The sequence below is a fragment of the bacterium genome (assembly GCA_021372615.1).
In the GTDB taxonomy this organism is placed as follows: Bacteria; Armatimonadota; Zipacnadia; order Zipacnadales; family UBA11051; genus JAJFUB01.
The window spans coordinates 128,636-144,881 of the sequence record JAJFUB010000092.1; the positions used below are offsets into that span (position 1 = coordinate 128,636).

A 16,246-nucleotide genomic window follows, 5' to 3' on the forward strand; every position below is an offset into this window, starting at 1 on the left:
GACCGCTCCCACGCCAGTGACCGCTCAGTCGTACCCCCCGTGCCTCCTCCCCACCTCGACCGCCAGGCTGTAGGACTCGAAGCTCACCGTCGGCGGCACCGAGTGGTCGGAATGCCAGATGTACCCCCCGCCCACCTTGGCCGCCTCGACCTTCGTCGCGACCTCGTGCGTGATCTCCTCACGGTCACCCCGGGCCAGGACATCCATGTCGGTATTGCCGAAGAAGCTGATCCGGTCGCCGTACAGCGGCTTGTAGCGCCGCACATCGTTGCCCGCGCGGGCTTCCAGGGGCTGGATGCAGTCGAAACCGGCCTCGATGAGCAGCGGGACGAACTCGCCGACATCGCCATCGCAGTGCAGGATCATGAACATGTCGTGCGCATGGCACAGCTCGGCGAAGCGCTGGTGGTAGCGGAGGACGTGCTCCCGGTACACGCGCGGCGAGAACAGCATCCCGTTGCGGTAGCACAGGTCGGAAAAGAACCAGACAGCATCGGGCGTCACGCCCTGCGCCAGCAGCTTGCGCAGCAGTTCCAGTGACATCTCGGCCTGGGTCGCCACCATCTCCTCGAACCACGTGGGCTGCTCCACCATCACCATCAGCGCCCGCTCCATCCCCAGCGTCCGCAGCACCCACCAGACCGGCTCGACCGGGTCGAAGGTGCTGAACTGCCCGTTGGCGGCGGCCTGCGGGTAGTGTTGGGCCAGCGCTCCGAGCCGGTCATCGGTCGGCTGCAGACGGTCGCGGTGTTGTGCCCAGTCCTGCGGCGTCTTGATCAGGTGATCCACCTCGCACGGGGGGGCGTAGTTGTCCTTCCATACCTTGTGGGTGGACCCATCGGCGTCCCGCTCCAGCTTCCAGTCCTCGCCCTCCTCGACCAGCTCCACCGGCAGACCCAGGCTGCAGTTCGGCCCGCTGATGGCGATGGTGTCCAGGCCGAAGTACGCCGCTGGGCTCTGCTCGGCGGGGAGGCCTTCACCGCGCCAGCGCTCCACGGTCTGGGGCCAGAAGCAGATCTCGCACATCGGGATGCGGTCGGGCTCACGGTGGCTCAACGTGGTGCGCAGGCGCTCGCGGCTGGTCATGGTGGACAGTCCTCGTGCCATAGTGGTCCGGTTTGGGTGCTACTGTTCCGGCCAGACATTCGTTCCCGGCGGAGGCAGCCAGTGATCGGGATCGGGCGCCGCGAACTGCCGCCGCCACTGCGCCAGGAGCGCTCTGGGGGCACGCCGGGCCAGTACCCCGAGCGACCGCTGCGCATCGAACCCCGCCTGCACGCGCTCGTGGAACTGCTCGCGCAGCCCCCGCAGCTCCGGCGCGTCGGCCACATTCCTCAGCTCACCGGGGTCCTCCTCCAGATTGAACAGCAGCGGAGGGAACCCCGGGTACCACAGCAGCTTCCACGGCCCCTGTCGGATCATGCGTCCAGGCGGCTCGTGGCCATAGCCGACCATTTCGGAGAAGACGGCGTCGTCCCAGTCGGCCGGCACGGCGCCCTCCAGCAGCGGCCGCAGCGACCGCCCGGCCACGTGCGGAAGGGGTTCGGCGCCCGCGTAGTCCAGGAGCGTCGGGCCCAGGTCCAGCAGGCTGGCGTTGAGGGCGCATTCGCGCGCTTCTGGCAGTCGCCCCGGGGCGCTGACGATCAGGGGCACGCCGACGGAGCCCTCGTAGAAGCTGGTCTTGCACCACCACCCATTCTCCCCGATGCAGTCGCCGTGGTCGGAGGTGTAGATGACGATGGTGTTGTCGGCCAGCCCGGTCTCACGGAGAGTACCCAGCAGCCGCCCGACGAGACCGTCGACGACCTCCACCAGCCCGTAGTACGCGGCCCGGGCGCTGCGGACCTGGTCGGGCGTCAGCTCGTCGAAGCCCCGGCCCTGGCGCATGCCGCGCACCGGCTCCGGCACGCTCTCCAGGTACCCATCGGGCAGCCGCGGCGGCTCGACGCGGTCGAGGTAGTAGTCGTAGAGGGCCTTCGGGGCGATGTACGGGCAGTGGGGCAACACGAGCCCGGTGACCAGGCAGAAAGGGTCTTCGGGGTGCTCGGCGCGCTCGCGCAGGTACTCCTGGCATCCCCCCAGCACCGCCTCGTCGAAGGCCTGGTACGAGGTGCGGCCCGGCCCGGAGACCTCCACGGTGGCGCGGGTCTGCCCGGTGCTGACCGTGGGGATGTGCCCGAGGTCAATGCCTGGCCCGCCGGGCACGGACGCGGTCACGTCGCCCACCAGACGCCGGTGGAAGCCATGGCGCTGGTCGGGACCGACGAAGTGCATCCGGCCGCCGAGCGTCACCTCATACCCCGCCGCGCCCAGGCTGTGGGCGAAGGTCGGGACATCCGACGGCAGGTAGCAGCCGTTGGTGTACACGTCGAGGTCGCTGCAGTGCCGCCCGGTCAGGAAGGTCATCCGCGAGGGGACGCACAGGGGCGAGCCGCAGGTCGCGCTGCCAAAGCGCACGCCGTCGGCGGCGAGGGCGTCCAGGTGCGGCGTCCGGACGACCCTATCTCCCGCACAGCCCATCACGTGCGGGTTGTGCTGGTCCGACATGATGAGCAGGAAGTGCGGGCGGTCGGCCATCTACTGCTCCACGAGCTTCACGAGTTGGGGCGTCGCAGTGATGTGGTAGTACTCCGCGATATTCGAGACGGTCGGCAGGATCCAGTTGGCCGCCGGGAAGGAAGACATCGAGACCTGCTTGTAGTGCTCCACCTGCTCGGGAGTGTACTGCATCCAGGAGGTGCCGTGACCATAGATCCAGCAGTACTTGCCGCTGAAGCTGCGGGCGGCGGCAAACTGCGGACCGAACTCGGCGAGGGGGTAGTTCTCGCTTTTGTCCGCGTACGAGCCGGTGATCTTGTCGCCGTAGGTCTCCTTCTTGCCCGACCACCCCAGGAACTTGCCGTCGTTGTCGGTAATGGCCCGGTAGTACCCCAGCGGCCAGCAACCAAGGGCCAGGTCGCCGTACTTCCGCCAATACGTCCGCTCCCGGGCGGGCAGCTTCTCCGTCGTGGCGTCCCGGACGCTCTCGGCGAAGTCGCGCAGGGCCCACGGGGCGCGCATCTGGTAGGTGCTCTCGGTGAGTTGGTGGATGCCGCGCGTGTAGTGCGTGCGTTCCATCCCCTCGATCATCCCGGCGAAGATGGAGGCCCACAGCGGCCCGTAGTGGATCGAGCCCTCCGGCAAGGTCAGCAGCTCCACCTGCGGGTACTCGCGGATGACGCTCTCGAAGATCGTGGCCCAGCGCTCCTGGGTCTTGGTGGCGAGTTCCGCGGGGGTGTGCCGCCCTCCGTAGCCCTTCCACGCCGGGTCGAACTGGTAGGCGGTGTACTCCGTGTCTACGGCAAAGCACGGGAACTTCGCCAGCCGGGCAAAGCGCGCCGCCTCGCGGAAGTTGGCAGTGATCCTGGCGTAGCCCGCGTCGTCGAACGGGTCGGGCAGGTCGGTGTAGAACGCCACCTTCAGGACGTTGGCATCTACCCCGGCCTTGAGACACCTGGCGTTGGCGGCGCGGCATTCCTGGAGCAGCTTGTCATCCTCGCCGCGCGTGTTGGGGTCCTTGTCCACGGCCCACACGTCGCTCCAGATGTCCGAGTAGACGTTGTCAATGAACGCGCCGGAGAAGCCTCGCGCGTGCCACTTCTCGGCCTCATCGGCCCAGGACATCAGATGCGTGCTGAAGTACAGGAGCCTCGGCTGCTGCCGGGCGGGGCGCTTGTCGGGCACGATGCTCGCGCGGGCCTCCTGGCACGGCTCGAGGGCGATGTCATCGAACCAGATCGTGCCGATGGCCCCGGAGGCATTCTGCACGTTGATCTCGGCGCGATCTACGGAGTCGAACAGCGTATTGCGGAAGGTGAACTTCTGCCACTGATCGGTGATGCGGAAGGCTCGCGAGTAGGCGGTGGCCAGGTAGCAGCACGCGAGACCGCTCTTGCCGGGCTCAGACTTCGCCCAGAAGCTCAGCGCCCAGGTACCCTTCGCCAGTGGCACGTGGGTGTAGCCGCCGCCGCGAGCCGTCGCCGTCTCGTTGATGCCCTGCAGTGAGTTGCGGCCCGTGTGCGCCACCGTAGTGTCAATCTTCTGACTGCCCTGGCTGCCCTCCGGTCCCCAGTTGTACCGGCCCCACTTCACCGCCCACCCGTCTTGGCCGACTTCCTCGAACGAGGGGTTCGGGATGGGGTTCTCCGCCGCGCACAGTGGCGCGGCGAGTAGTATCATGAACAGTGCTGACGAACGCATGGGTATGCTCCTGTCTCCTCGCATGAGCGCGGACGTCCCGGCCGCGCCGGCAGCTCGCACGTCCGGCCTCACGCGCGCGACACTAATTGAGCCGGTGCGACATCTGCGCCAGCAGCGCCTCCCGCAGCCGCCCCGCCTGCTCGGGCTCCGCCTCGCACACGTTCGTCAGCTCGCCCGGGTCCCGGCGCAGGTCGTACAGCTCCCAGCGCTGCTCCCGCGTCTCCGGGTCCCAGTTCAGGATGAGCTTCCAGCCCTGCTCCCGCACCATCCAGATGCGTCGGTTGTCGCCCTCGAGCGCCTGCCAGCCGGCGGGCATCGTCTCGGCGAATGCCTGCTGGCGGAAGGCGGCGCTTGCTGGGCCAGTGGGGGCGGTCACTGTGGGAGCGGTCACCGACCGCGACCGTTCGGGGTCGGTGACCCCTCCCACACACCCATCCTGCCTCATCAGTCCTTGCCCGATCAGCCCCAGCGCCGACTGCCCGTCGTGCGGCAGCTCCAACGGCACGCCGAGGAGGTCGAGGATCGTCGGCATGATGTCAACCTGCGAGACCTGCTGCTCGACGGTGACGCCCTGCGGTAGCCCCTTCGGATAGCGCATCAGCAGCGGCACGCGCACGCACTCGTCGTACAGCGTCCCCTTCAGGTTGCACGAGGTGTGCCCGATGTGGCCTCGCTCCAGCAGTTCCTCGCCATGGTCCGAGGTGATGACGATCAGCGTATCGTCGAGCTGGCCCACCTCCTCCAGCTTCGCGACCCAGCGGCCCACCATGTCATCGAACACACGCAGCTCACCATCATAGAGCGCGTGGACGCCGGGGCGGTCCTGCTCGGGCACGAAGTCCACGACCGCCACGCTGCGCTTGTGGGCGTCGTCACCGTCGCCGATGGGGTCCTGACGGCCTGCTTCCATCGCCGAGACGACATCAGGCGGATGCAGAATCATGCGGGTACGGACGATGTCCAGGCGCTCCTGCGTCGCGACATCGGGGTGGTAGTCGGGCGGCACGAACAGGTCGTAGTACTCCGGCGGGGGGTTGTACGGCAGATGCGTCGGGTAGGGCATCGCGAAGTAGAACCAGCCGCCCTCGCGGTGGCGGTCGAGATAGCCGAGCAGGTCGTTGTCGTCGCGGTCGAAGCCCAGCGGCCCCCAGCGCGTCACCAACTCCCCGTCGATCGCGAAGCCCCGGTCGCGCAGCAGGTGCAGCGGCGTGCGGCGGCCGACCCACTCCGGGCTCTCGGCCCAGTGCGCGAAGTCGTACGGGCTCTGGATATGGTGCGAGGCCACGTCCTGCCCGGTGATGATTGAGACCACCGGCGGCAGCGTGTGTGAGGAGACCGAGATGCAGTCGCGGAACAGGACGCCCTCGCGCGCCAGGCGGTCGCAGTGAGGTGTTGTCGGCTTCGGGTAGCCGTAGCAACTCATGTGGTGAGGCCGCACGGCATCTTCGAGGATGATCAGGATGTTCATGGCGCGCTCCCCGCGGCCCCAGGTCACTTCATCTGCGGCAGGATGATGCCCCGCAGGATGATCTTCTGGCAGAACAGGAACACCAGCAGCACCGGGATCGAGTTCACAATGAACGAGGCCATGACCATGTAGGGCGCGCCGGTGAGAGTCTGGCTGAACTGGTACGTCCACACCGCGATCGTCCAGATCTTCGGGTCCTGCGCCACGATGATCGCCCACTCCCAGCCGTTGTAGGCCGCGATGAAGGCGTTCAGCATCCCCACCGCCAGGATCGGCTTGACCAGCGGCAGGGAAATGCGCCAGAAGACGGTCCACTCGGGCGCCCCGTCTATCGTCGCTGCCTCGTATAGCTCCGCTGGCAGCGAGTCGAAGAAGCCCTTGAGCAGGAAGATGGTCATGCCGTTGGCCGCGCCCGGAAGAACGAGGGCGGCGAAGGTGTTGAGCAGCCCCAGGTCGCGCAGCAGCAGGAACCCCGGGATGGCCGCCACGGCCGCGGGGAAGGCCATCGTCGCCAGGCAGAAGACGACGATCTTCTCGGTCTGGCGCAGCCGGAACCGACTGAGCGCGTACGCCGCCAGCGGGTTGACGGTCAGTGTGATGCAGATGGCGAGAATCACCAGAATCAGCGTGTTGCGCACCGCCAGCCCGCGGTGGATCAGGTAGTCGAAGACCGCCACGTAGTTCCCGGCGAGGTTGTCGAAGAAGAAGGCCCATTGCTTGTGGGCGAACGTGACCAGCAACGCCTGCCCGAACGGCACCCCCAACTGCTCCAGGCTGTCGAGCTTCAGCCCATAGGCCGTGTTGATCCCCGCCAGGCTGCCGTGCCTGGCCAGGGCGAACTCCTGGAAGGCCTGCTCGGGGAGCGTGTCGCGGATGCGCCACTGCGTGACCGGCACGGTCTCGCGCACGAAGTCCATCCACACGCGCCCCAGCGGGCCATACGGCGCAGTGGGGGTCAGTCTGACGTCCTGCCAGCGGGCTACAGGCTCAAAGGCTTGCCCCATGCCGGCCAGCACGCGGTTGAGGTAGTCCACACTCGGGAAGCGCCGCTGCAGGAAGCGTTCGAACTCCGCCTGACGGTTGCCGACCACGATCTCCACGTGGCGCATGGGGAACTCGGTGAGGAGGAACTTCTCCCAGAGCGCGACGAGGTCCGCGTGTGCGGGACTCGTGGGAGCGGTCACCGACCGCGACCCATCGGGGTCGGTGACCCCTCCCACGCCCGCGGCGACCGGGAACGGCAGCGCCGCCAGTTGCTCGGGTTTGAGCTTCTCGTCCTGCTTGGCGACGTAGTCCTCCCAGATGAACCGCAGCGCCGCCGGGCGCAGGTACCCCGCCGCCGACGGATCGCCCTTCAGATAGGCGGTGAAGCGGTTCTCCCGGTAGGCCTTGCGGAACTCCAGCAGGTCCCGGTAGCGCACATCCACTTCCGGAATGTAGGTCGCCTGGTCTACCGGTTCCCCGCTCCATTCGCTGGCATTGACCTTGGCGAAGTCATCAATGGTCATCTGCCACGCCTGGTTGAGCGCCGCCAGAGTGCCGTAGCGTCCACGCAGGAAGGGCGCGATGTAGCGGTTGTCGTACGCCAGGATCGTCTCGGTGACGTTCCAGTCACGCATGAAGTCCGCATAGTCGCGCGCGGCCGTCTCGAGGCACTGGCGCTGGTCGGGGTCCCGCAGCAGCGCCAGTTGCTTGCGCGCCCAGGCGTCGCTGGCCTGTCGCTCGTCGCCGATGGCGCTCCACAGCGACCAATCTTCCGGAAGGTCCGGGAAGTACTGCCGGAGCTGCCGCAGGGACGCCCGGTGGGCCGGCGGGAAGTACGCGCACAGCATGTGCATGAAGCGGTCTTGGCGGGACCACAGGTAGCGCGGGGCCGGGTCGCGCCGGTCGTAGTCGAAGCCGTTGCTGACCGAGCCGGTGAGCATCACGGCGAAGGGATACACCATCGTGAGGCCGCCGAGCAGCAGCGTCACGTAGATCCACGCGGTAAGCGCGCGGCCTTTGGCTGACTTGCGGTCTATGTCACTGATGATGGGCATGGGAAGTCTGAGAAGAAGTCACTTTCCGGGCAGGTTCCGGGTTGCCATGTAGGCATCCGCGTACGCCTTTTCTAGTCTGAGCACGTCCTCCGGATACTGTGGTCGTGGAGACAGAGCCGTAATCTGGGCCATCATCGTGAATTGCGCGTGCCTGGCTATGGACTCGCCGCGCTTCTCAGGGTCCTTCACGGCTCTGAGCACGGAACGGATCAGCCCGTCGGACTGGGCGAACCGAGTATCAAACCCCTGCTTGATCTGCTCAATCTGGTCGGGCAACAATGGCTGCTTCAACAGCACTGACGAGGGATTTGTGCGGCCACGCGTTGCGTCGTGAGTGAACTCCCTCGCGGCAGTGGCACCGGCCTCGTCTGCGATCGCGGGGTCCAGTGCCGCCAGAGTCCTCCGCACCTGTTCGGTGACGTGCTCGGCGAGTTCGTCCACTTGCCGGTCGATCTGCTGCATCTGCCGGGGCGTCAAGTCCGGGAGACGTGCGAGCTCGGCGTAGTTGTACCGTGCGGCCGCGGCTCGCCACACGTAGTACTCCCGCAAGGCGGGCTGGGGCGCATCGGCAGCGCCGTGGGTGACCGCCTCCCGCAACGCCGCCATGCGCTGCTCGGACAAGGGCTCAGTGCCGGTGTCCATGATGGCCTGCGAGATGCCCTTCGCCCACTGTGGTGCGTACTGCTCAAACGGCGACGGCCACACCGCCTGTGCCTGCTTCAGCGCAAGCCGCCGCAGCTCCGCCGCCTGCTGCTGTCGAGTCGCACCGCGAAGCGGAGAGGGAGCCGGAGGAGCGGTCGGGGCGCGCTTGACACAACCCGTCATGATCAGTGCAAGCGCAAGGACGCTTCCCAACAACGCGATCAGTCGGGGCGCATTGGACACGTTCTAGTCTCCTCTTGCCTGCCGGAAGTCCACGCGCCTCAAGATCCTCAGTTGCAGGTAGGTGAACCCGATCAGGATGCTGCCCAGGATCCACGCGTAGCTGGTGGCGAGGCTGAAGCGCATGTTGACATACGCCTCCTGCCAGATCGCCATGCCCATGACCATCGTGGCCTTGCCGGGACCGCCGAAGGTGAGCAGGAAGATCTGACCCATGGACTGGAATGTGCCGATGAAGGCCCCAACGAAGTTGATGAGCACCAGCGGGGCGATGGTGGGCAGTGTGATGTGACGGATGCGCCCCAGGAAGCCCGCGCCATCCAGGCTGGCGGCTTCATACAGCTCGTCCGGCACCGACTTGAGCGCCGCCAGGTAGATCAGGCTGCCGATGCCGGAGGCCGCCCAGACGCTCGGGATGATGACACACGCCATGACCACATTCGGGTTGCCCAGCCAGTCCACCGGCTTGAGGTCCCACAGGCCCAGGACTGGCGCCAGCAGGCGGTTGATCGTCCCCTGGGCCGTGCCGGCGAACATCTCCTTCCACATCAACGTCACGACCAGCCCCGAGGTCATCTGCGGCAGGAAGAACAGCGTCCGGAAGAAGATCTTGAACTTCGGGACCTCCGTGAGCAGGAACGCCAGGACGATGGGAGTGAAGAATGCCAGTCCCAGGTTCCACAGTACGAACCGGAACGTCGTGAGCAGGTAGTGGTAGAAGTTGGGGTCCAGGGCGATGCTGATGAAGTTGTTGAGGCCCACGAAGGCCGAGTGCCCCACGACCTTGTAGTCCTGGAAAGCCATCACGAGACCGCGCGCGAGCGGGTAGTAGCCCCACAGCGCAATCGAGACCACCGCGGGCGTGAGCATCAGCCACGGCAGAAAGCCCTTGTAGACGCCGGCTTTGCTCTCGACCTTGCGCATCTGGTCGCGGACGATCAGCACAGTGAAGAAGGCCAGGAAGAGCGCGATGAAGCCGGCGATAAGGCGCGCCCGGGGGCGGTACTGGTTGAGCAGCTCGGGCGGGCGCTCGAACATGATGCCGGTGTTGGCGTCACGCTCGAGGTCCTTTAGCGCCGTCTTGTAGTCGAACTCCTTGCCGCTGGGCCGCAGCACCAGGTCAATGATCTCGCGCTGGTAGAAGTCGCGGAACTGCAGCCACTTGCCCATGAAGGGCTCGACGACCTCGAGGATGCGGCCCTGCTCGATGCCCTGCCACATGAGCATGTTCTCGGGCGGGATTTCGCGCAGGTAGTCATCGAACCCCAGGCGCTCCAGGTCGCGGGGGTTCAGGAACTTGGCCTGCCCGGCGGCGACCTTCCGGCGGATCTCCTCGTCGGAGCCCTCGGGGGAGCAGATGCGTCGCATCATCTCCCACACCAGGTCCCGGTAGGCCTTCTTGTCCTGCGCCGTCGGCCCCCCACGCCTCAGTACGTCCTTGCCGATCATGAAGAAGCTGTTGGAGGCCTGGAGCACCGGCTGACAGTGCTCGTTCATCCCGGGGAAGGGCATCATGCCCATGTCGTCGGGCTGCAGCCCCAGATTCTGGAACTCGGTCATGTCACCCGACCACAGCGGGTACATCGCCAGGTCGCGCCCCATGCGCTTCATCGTGTCCAGCAGGTTCGTCGTCGTGACGCCGATGCTGCCCTCGACCACCTCGTCCTTGCCGAACACCAGGCGCTTGCCGCCCGACATGACGAAGCCGTTGTCCACGTCCTGCTGCGTCAGCTCCACGGGCTCGCGGCGGCGGCGGTCCATGACCCACGGCGCCCAGCGCAGGCGATGGTAGAACGCCACCGCCGCGGTGCACTCGGGGCTGGCGACATTGCAGCGCCACGTGGGCACGACGCGCGACAGGTCATGCCCGGCCGGGTCCACGAACTCGATGGCTTGCTCGTTGAAGGTGATCTGCTTGCCGCACTGGGGGCACGAGCGGTCCTGCACGACGATGCTGGAACCGGTCGTGGCCACCCACGGGGCGAAGGCCCAACTCTGTGAGGTCAACTCGAGGCCGAAGGTCTTCTTCACGGGGTCGTACAGGAGCCGCACCCAGCGGATGAACTCGTCGTAGGTTTTCGGCGGCTGCATGGGGTCGAGGCCGGCCTTGCGCAGGAGCCGCTTGCTGTACAGGATGCCCACGTACGTCCCGCCGCGATTCGGCAGCGAGTAGACCTTGCCATTGACCGTGACGACCTGCCGGTACAGCGGCTTGATCTTCACCCAGTCCGGCCACTTGCTCTCATCCGCATCCACCTGTCCGTTGCGGTCCGGCTTGCCGTCTTTCGTCAGTTTCGGCTTGCCGTTGGCGAGGACCCCGTCCTCGCCGATCCATTCGGTCAGGGGATAGGCCAGCCGCTGCTCGACGGCCTGGCGGATGTCGGTCTCGAAGATGTCGGGGCCGATGTTGGCGGCCATGGCCATGGCCAGCGAGGCCCGCGCGCCCTCGGCGGGCATGCGAATGCCATCCCACTGGACCAGACGCACATTCGGATGGGCCGCCAGGAAGTCGCGAATGATCTTGGGCTGGCGGTTCTGCGCGTTGTAGCGCGAGGTGACCGAGATGTGGAAGAGGGGCTGGCCGTTCGCTCCCCGTGCGGGGTCAGTCGGGGCCGACGGAGCGGCAGACGCACAACCGACAGCAACGAGCGTGAAGGCCAGCAGTGAACGGCATCCTGACGTCAACGGGGACCATCCTTCGGTAAGAGGGAGCGACCTGCGCGCAGGCAGGCCAGACTGATTTCGCCGCCGGGGCGGCTGACTCCTGTCTGGCCTGCCGCAGTCGGATCTGCTAGCGGAACCTCAGGTTCTACCAGCGGTACATCACTTCAAACGAATGAGTCGCCGAGCCGCCAAACAGCGGGCTGACGTCGCCGCTACTCCAGCCATTGATGAAGGCGTAGTCGGCGCGCCAGTGCGGCCCATCCCAGCCCACGCCACAACAGAAGTCGCCGTCATTGACCCCGGCGCGCAGCCCCCAATCAGGGGCGACGAGATACTCCGCGCCGAAGCTCCACGTGTCGCTAACCTTGTCCGACCCGTCCCCGGACAGGACACCATGTTGGTACTCGGCGGCGAGCAGCAGGTTCGGGTTCAGGTGCCGCGAGGCTCCCAGCACGAACTGCGAGCTGTCGAACTCGAGGCTCTGCGCGACCTGCACCGGGGCCCCACCGCCCGGTGACTGGACGAGCGCGCGGAAGTCCACGTCGTCGCGTGAGAAGCTGTACATGGCCCCGATGAAATCGCCTGGAGCCCACTCATAGGCCAGGCCACCCCGGAAACCGTACTGTGCGGTGTCATCCACGTCCGCCAACTCCGCGCCGAACCCCGACGTGAAGGTTAGCCCGACGTCCTCGAAGCCCAGGACGCTCAGCCCACCCGTCAGATGGCCCCGCAGGCGGCGGCCGTAGTCCACCACCATGGCGCTCTCGGACATGTTCACCTCGACGGGCCCGACTCCTGGCAGGACCGCCGGGTCGCCGGAGCTGTCGAGCGTGATGACGGTGAACTGCAGCCCGCTCCGGCGTGGCAGCAGCGGCAGCGTGAGGTGCGCGTAGTAGCTGTCCACCGTGGGGCCGTTGTCGAACTCGGTGCGAGTGGCCCGTACGCCCATGCTCGGCCGCGTCTGCACCGCGGCAAAGGCGGGGTTCGCGAACTGGTCGTCATTCACGCAACTGAGGAACCCGCCCATGGCGAGCACCCGCGTCGGCACAGGAGTGCCCATCCCGAACCGACCCACCAGGCCGTACATCTCAGGACCCATCGTCTGGGCCGGGGTGACACTGCAAGCGACGAAGACGGTGATGACGAGGCTGAGCAGCAACCAGGCGGGGGCGAGACTACATCGCGGCATGACACCACCTCCAGGGAATGTGTGAGACACCTTCACGTCGGCATGCCCTCGCGTCTGACGGCAACTGCGGGCGCGACAGCCACTCCCCGGGGGCGAGGCTCAGGACAACGTTTCGGCGGAAACCCTCCGCATACCTTCTGGTCTACCTCAGCACGACTTCCCCCGCTTCAAGATGCACCTCCGAGACGCCACGGTACTCCCGGGCGACCTGCCCCATCGGCGCAAGGTCGTCAAACCAGCCCACGGCATAGGCGGCGCCAAACTGCGCGCCCGCCGCCACCGGCCGCCCCCCGATCTCCTCAATAAAGCACACATAGCCCCGCTGGTGGCACCAGGCCTCGGACACCACCGCCGGGTCGAGGGTGATCCCCGCCAGCCACGGCCCCGGCCGCCCGTTGAGGCGCACCTGGTAGGCCCGGATCATGTCCTCGGGTATGCCGCCAGGCTGCCGCTGGTACAGGAACCGGGCATCGGGAGCGAAGTCCTCCCGGAACTCCTCTGCGGGGATCTCGCCGTGGTAGCTCAGGAAGATGCGCTCGAAGCTGTCGCCGGCCTGGTGCTTCAGGTGGCCCGGCATGTCAATCCGCAGGATCAGGCCATCCACTGCATTCACGCTCGTGACGCGGTCGGAGGCCAGGAAGTAGCGCCAGCCGTCGCGGAAGACGAGGGTCTGCTCCCAGCGCGACCCCGGCCGCCGCCCGTAGGTCGCGCCCGACCAGTGGTGCCACTGCTCGACGACGACCGTGTCGCCCAGGTCGTGGACGCGGTACTCCAGCTTCCGGGCCTGGGTGCAGATCTGCGGCGTCTCCACGTAGCGCTTGACCAGGTGGCCGTGGTAGAGGTCCCCCAGGGGGTAGACGTCCTCCGCCGCGCCCGGCTCATCGCCAAGCGGCTCGAGCAGGAAATCCACGATGTCCAGTCCGAAGCCCAGATCGGTCGCCCCGGTCTGCTTGTCGCGCAGCGTCCCGGCAGCCACGCCGCTGACATAGCCTTCGGTGTGGACTTCGGCGGCCAGCAGATCAGTCTCGATGCAGACGGTGGAGCCGTCAACGCGGACAGAAGCCATGGCGCACCTCGGTGGCGGTGGATGGTCTGGTCCTCGCGGGGGACTCCGCATACGGAAGAAGACAGCCACAGGGGCTGTCTTCCGGGGGCCGGCGGGTGCAGGGGCCTCAGGCCCCGGCGCGGGCGTATTCCCGGACCAGGTGCTGAATGCCGTGCTTCAGCTCGTTGTTGTTCACGCGCCCGCCCAGGAACTCGGTCTGCAGCAGCTTGTTCAGTTCGGCGAAGATCTCGCTGCGTCCCTTGCCCTGCGACACCCACGAGTCGATGGTCTTCTCGATCTGCACCAGGCGCTTGCCGGGAATCTGGCGCATGTGGTCCTCGATGTACTGCAGCACGGTCTCAGCGCTGGTGGTGGTGATCTGAGACTCGAGGTCCTCGTCCAGGTAGGTGAACTCCCCCGTCAGGTGGTTGAACGTGACGTTGATCTGGGTGGTGGAGCCGCCAGGCGTCTCGTAAATGACCGCGATGTTCGTGTCATTGACGCCCTCCCGGCACCAGTCACAGTATTCGTGCCGGATGTTGCCGAAGCCGATGCGCCGCTCCTCGGGCTGCTGGCACGCCGTGATGACCCGGTCCAGGCGCTGCTTGAAGGCCGCAAAGGCCTCATCATTAGCCAACGACAACGACCTCCAGGTGATACGTACGACCGATCAGGATAGAGTAGTGCTTCAGTTCAGTGAGAACGTCTCGTCCTCCGTCTTTCCTCCCCCAGTACCGAGTCTCCTTCTGGTCGCCAGCAGCAGTCGGTACTCCTCGCTCTCCCGCTGGAGCAACTGCTTCTCGTGGAAGAAGCGCTGCGGCAGACTGTCCATCTCCAACAGGCGCTGTCGGGCCTGGGGCTCGCAGGTCAGGTGTGCGGCGACCATGTACGACAGGCGCGAGGCGCTGTCAGGGATTCTGATATCCAAGTCAGGTTGCCCCAATAGCTGCAGGACCAAACGTAGATGATCGGCAAACAGTTCCCGCAGCTCGTCCTGGACCTCGGCCGGGACCGCCGCCCCATCGCTCTCGGCCAGCAGTTCCACCTCCCCCACCATGTACGGCTCGGCCTGGACGATGTCGAGCAGCCGGAAGCGGTCGGCTCCCACGGTCAGCACATGCATCCCCCCCTCCTCCAGTTCCAGCGTCCGCACGATGTTGGCCGTGGTCCCGACAGCCCAGGGAATTGCCGGGCCGCCTACTTCCTTTCCCTCGCGGATCAGCGCGACGCCGAAGCCGTCGCCGTCGGCCATGCACCGCTCGACCATCTCGCGGTAGCGCGGCTCGAAGATGAACAGGGGCATCACCATGCCCGGAAACAGGACCGCATTCAGCGGCATGAGTGGCAGTTCCATCTCTCCCAGCCTCCAGCAGCCCCTCCGCCTGCACCTTCAACAGTGTTCGCCGTCCCGCCCGGTGTCTCCTGCCGGCCCCCGTGTTCCCCGCGCGGGCAGCGCAGGAGACTCTGCGGCGACGCCGAAGTACCTTCCATGACCATGAGCGCCAACCCCCACCAACAGCTCGAACAGGCCCGCCGGCTCATCTTCGCCATGGGCCTCGACGACAGCGCCTCCCGCCTGTGCGCCGCCAACATGGCCTACGGACTGGCGAAGACGAACCATGTCCTGTTGCAGTTAGGATACCCACCTGACGCGACTTTCATCGCCACGCCGGACATGACCATCACCCGCAACACGGCCCGCTGGCAGTCCGGCTTCGGCTATGGGGGCAAGGTGCAGTGGGGCGACGGCGACCGTCCGCTGCTGATCCTGGACGTGAAGCCCAACGGCTGCGGGATGCTCGTCGGCGGTCTGCCCGACAAGCCCAGCCCCCAGGACGTCGTGGAGCGTCTCGATCAGCTCAAGGCGTCGCGCGTCAGCCTCTCCGGCCTGGAGATCAACTGGGATTTCGGCCGTGGCAACCACTTCATTGACATCTGCCAGGTGCAGGCGGCGGACACGGACCGCCCTCTGCCGCCCTATGCCTTCGTCATGCACTCCTCGTGCCCGGAGCTGCACACCGAGAGCGCCCTGGGGCCTGGGTCGTACTGGGATAGCTCCCCCGCCCTGCAGCGTCTGGCCCGCCTGTTCGACACCCCGTGGGGCGAACTGCACGTACTGCTCGAGGACGCGGTGCAGCGCTTCGTTGACTTCTGGGCGCGCGCCGATCAGTTCGCCCGGGAGCGCCGCTTGCTGGCCGCCCGGCATTGCTTCGGCGACTTCGAACTCATCAGCAACGAGACCCACCAGGGGATGCAGGGCGGCAATGCCGTGCTGCTGGGATGCCACGACAGCCAACCGGCCGACGGGAGCCTCCTGCCCGTAATGGTCCGTAGCGACCTGCCGGGCTATCTGTTCGAGGGGTTGCCGAACCTGACGGACTCCGTGATCGACAGCCTGGGCTTCCGCGAGCGCGCGGTCGAGGCGGGGGTGCTGCACCGGCTCCAGAACGCCAACGTCATCCCCCACGGCGCCGGTTACGCCATCCCGCATCTGCGCGATGTCCTGCGCGTGATCGAGGTGGACAACCAGCGCTATTTCGAGATGTCCACGATCGAGGATCGGACGACGGAGATGGTGCAGGACCTCCACGACATCCAGCAGCGCTACCGCGGGCGCCAGCCGGTCCTGAAGGCCATCGAGTGCGGGCTGGGCCGCATGGTGGCCCGCCTGACCCCCCTCCACGTCATCAAGGCCTGACCGGAGGGGTCTGCCCCCGCAG

12 protein-coding genes are annotated in these 16,246 nt (G+C 66.7%); 1 reads left to right on the forward strand and 11 read right to left on the reverse strand.

What is annotated here, in order from left to right:
- Window positions 1–24 precede the first annotated feature (24 nt).
- From LLH23_14305 to LLH23_14355, 11 genes are all read right to left on the reverse strand, one after another.
- Window positions 25–1,086, reverse strand: a complete 1,062-nt coding sequence (locus LLH23_14305) for a hypothetical protein (GenBank protein ID MCE5239644.1) — start codon at window positions 1,084–1,086, stop codon at window positions 25–27.
- A gap of 39 nt (window positions 1,087–1,125) precedes the next feature.
- Window positions 1,126–2,577, reverse strand: a complete 1,452-nt coding sequence (locus tag LLH23_14310; protein MCE5239645.1) for a sulfatase-like hydrolase/transferase — start codon at window positions 2,575–2,577, stop codon at window positions 1,126–1,128.
- Entirely contained in the window at window positions 2,578–4,239 is a 1,662-nt protein-coding gene (locus LLH23_14315; GenBank protein ID MCE5239646.1) for a hypothetical protein, read from the reverse strand. It lies immediately after the preceding gene.
- Window positions 4,240–4,321: 82 nt separating this feature from the next.
- Complete coding sequence (locus LLH23_14320; GenBank protein ID MCE5239647.1) at window positions 4,322–5,707, reverse strand: sulfatase-like hydrolase/transferase; 1,386 nt, start codon at window positions 5,705–5,707, stop codon at window positions 4,322–4,324.
- A gap of 23 nt (window positions 5,708–5,730) precedes the next feature.
- Window positions 5,731–7,746 (reverse strand): carbohydrate ABC transporter permease, encoded by a 2,016-nt coding sequence (locus tag LLH23_14325; protein MCE5239648.1) that lies wholly within the window; start codon window positions 7,744–7,746, stop codon window positions 5,731–5,733.
- A gap of 18 nt (window positions 7,747–7,764) precedes the next feature.
- The gene (locus LLH23_14330; protein MCE5239649.1) at window positions 7,765–8,631 is read right to left on the reverse strand and encodes a hypothetical protein; all 867 of its coding nucleotides are present in this window, start codon (window positions 8,629–8,631) and stop codon (window positions 7,765–7,767) included.
- Between the two features lie 3 nt (window positions 8,632–8,634).
- Window positions 8,635–11,313, reverse strand: coding sequence for an extracellular solute-binding protein (locus LLH23_14335; GenBank protein MCE5239650.1), 2,679 nt, complete (start codon window positions 11,311–11,313; stop codon window positions 8,635–8,637).
- Between the two features lie 124 nt (window positions 11,314–11,437).
- Window positions 11,438–12,481: a hypothetical protein gene (locus LLH23_14340; GenBank protein MCE5239651.1), complete on the reverse strand. Its 1,044-nt coding sequence runs from the start codon at window positions 12,479–12,481 to the stop codon at window positions 11,438–11,440.
- A 142-nt stretch (window positions 12,482–12,623) separates the two neighbouring features.
- Window positions 12,624–13,547 carry a hypothetical protein gene (locus LLH23_14345; protein MCE5239652.1) on the reverse strand — a complete coding sequence of 308 codons (924 nt, stop codon included), beginning with the start codon at window positions 13,545–13,547 and terminating at the stop codon, window positions 12,624–12,626.
- Between the two features lie 106 nt (window positions 13,548–13,653).
- The gene (locus tag LLH23_14350; GenBank protein ID MCE5239653.1) at window positions 13,654–14,163 is read right to left on the reverse strand and encodes a hypothetical protein; all 510 of its coding nucleotides are present in this window, start codon (window positions 14,161–14,163) and stop codon (window positions 13,654–13,656) included.
- Window positions 14,164–14,214: 51 nt separating this feature from the next.
- Window positions 14,215–14,880, reverse strand: a complete 666-nt coding sequence (locus LLH23_14355) for an LON peptidase substrate-binding domain-containing protein (protein ID MCE5239654.1) — start codon at window positions 14,878–14,880, stop codon at window positions 14,215–14,217.
- A 135-nt stretch (window positions 14,881–15,015) separates the two neighbouring features.
- Between LLH23_14355 and LLH23_14360 the strand changes: the two genes are divergently transcribed.
- Window positions 15,016–16,224 (forward strand): hypothetical protein, encoded by a 1,209-nt coding sequence (locus LLH23_14360; GenBank protein ID MCE5239655.1) that lies wholly within the window; start codon window positions 15,016–15,018, stop codon window positions 16,222–16,224.
- Window positions 16,225–16,246: the final 22 nt, after the last annotated feature.

What these genes read in the sequence shown, in the direction of transcription:
- LLH23_14305 (MCE5239644.1), bottom strand. Translation starts at nt 1,086, where the DNA reads ATGACCAGCCGCGAGCGCCTGCGCACCACGTTGAGCCACCGTGAGCCC.
- LLH23_14310 (MCE5239645.1), bottom strand. Translation starts at nt 2,577, where the DNA reads ATGGCCGACCGCCCGCACTTCCTGCTCATCATGTCGGACCAGCACAAC.
- LLH23_14315 (MCE5239646.1), bottom strand. Translation starts at nt 4,239, where the DNA reads ATGCGTTCGTCAGCACTGTTCATGATACTACTCGCCGCGCCACTGTGC.
- LLH23_14320 (MCE5239647.1), bottom strand. Translation starts at nt 5,707, where the DNA reads ATGAACATCCTGATCATCCTCGAAGATGCCGTGCGGCCTCACCACATG.
- LLH23_14325 (MCE5239648.1), bottom strand. Translation starts at nt 7,746, where the DNA reads ATGCCCATCATCAGTGACATAGACCGCAAGTCAGCCAAAGGCCGCGCG.
- LLH23_14340 (MCE5239651.1), bottom strand. Translation starts at nt 12,481, where the DNA reads ATGCCGCGATGTAGTCTCGCCCCCGCCTGGTTGCTGCTCAGCCTCGTC.
- LLH23_14345 (MCE5239652.1), bottom strand. Translation starts at nt 13,547, where the DNA reads ATGGCTTCTGTCCGCGTTGACGGCTCCACCGTCTGCATCGAGACTGAT.
- LLH23_14355 (MCE5239654.1), bottom strand. Translation starts at nt 14,880, where the DNA reads ATGGAACTGCCACTCATGCCGCTGAATGCGGTCCTGTTTCCGGGCATG.
- LLH23_14360 (MCE5239655.1), top strand. Translation starts at nt 15,016, where the DNA reads ATGACCATGAGCGCCAACCCCCACCAACAGCTCGAACAGGCCCGCCGG.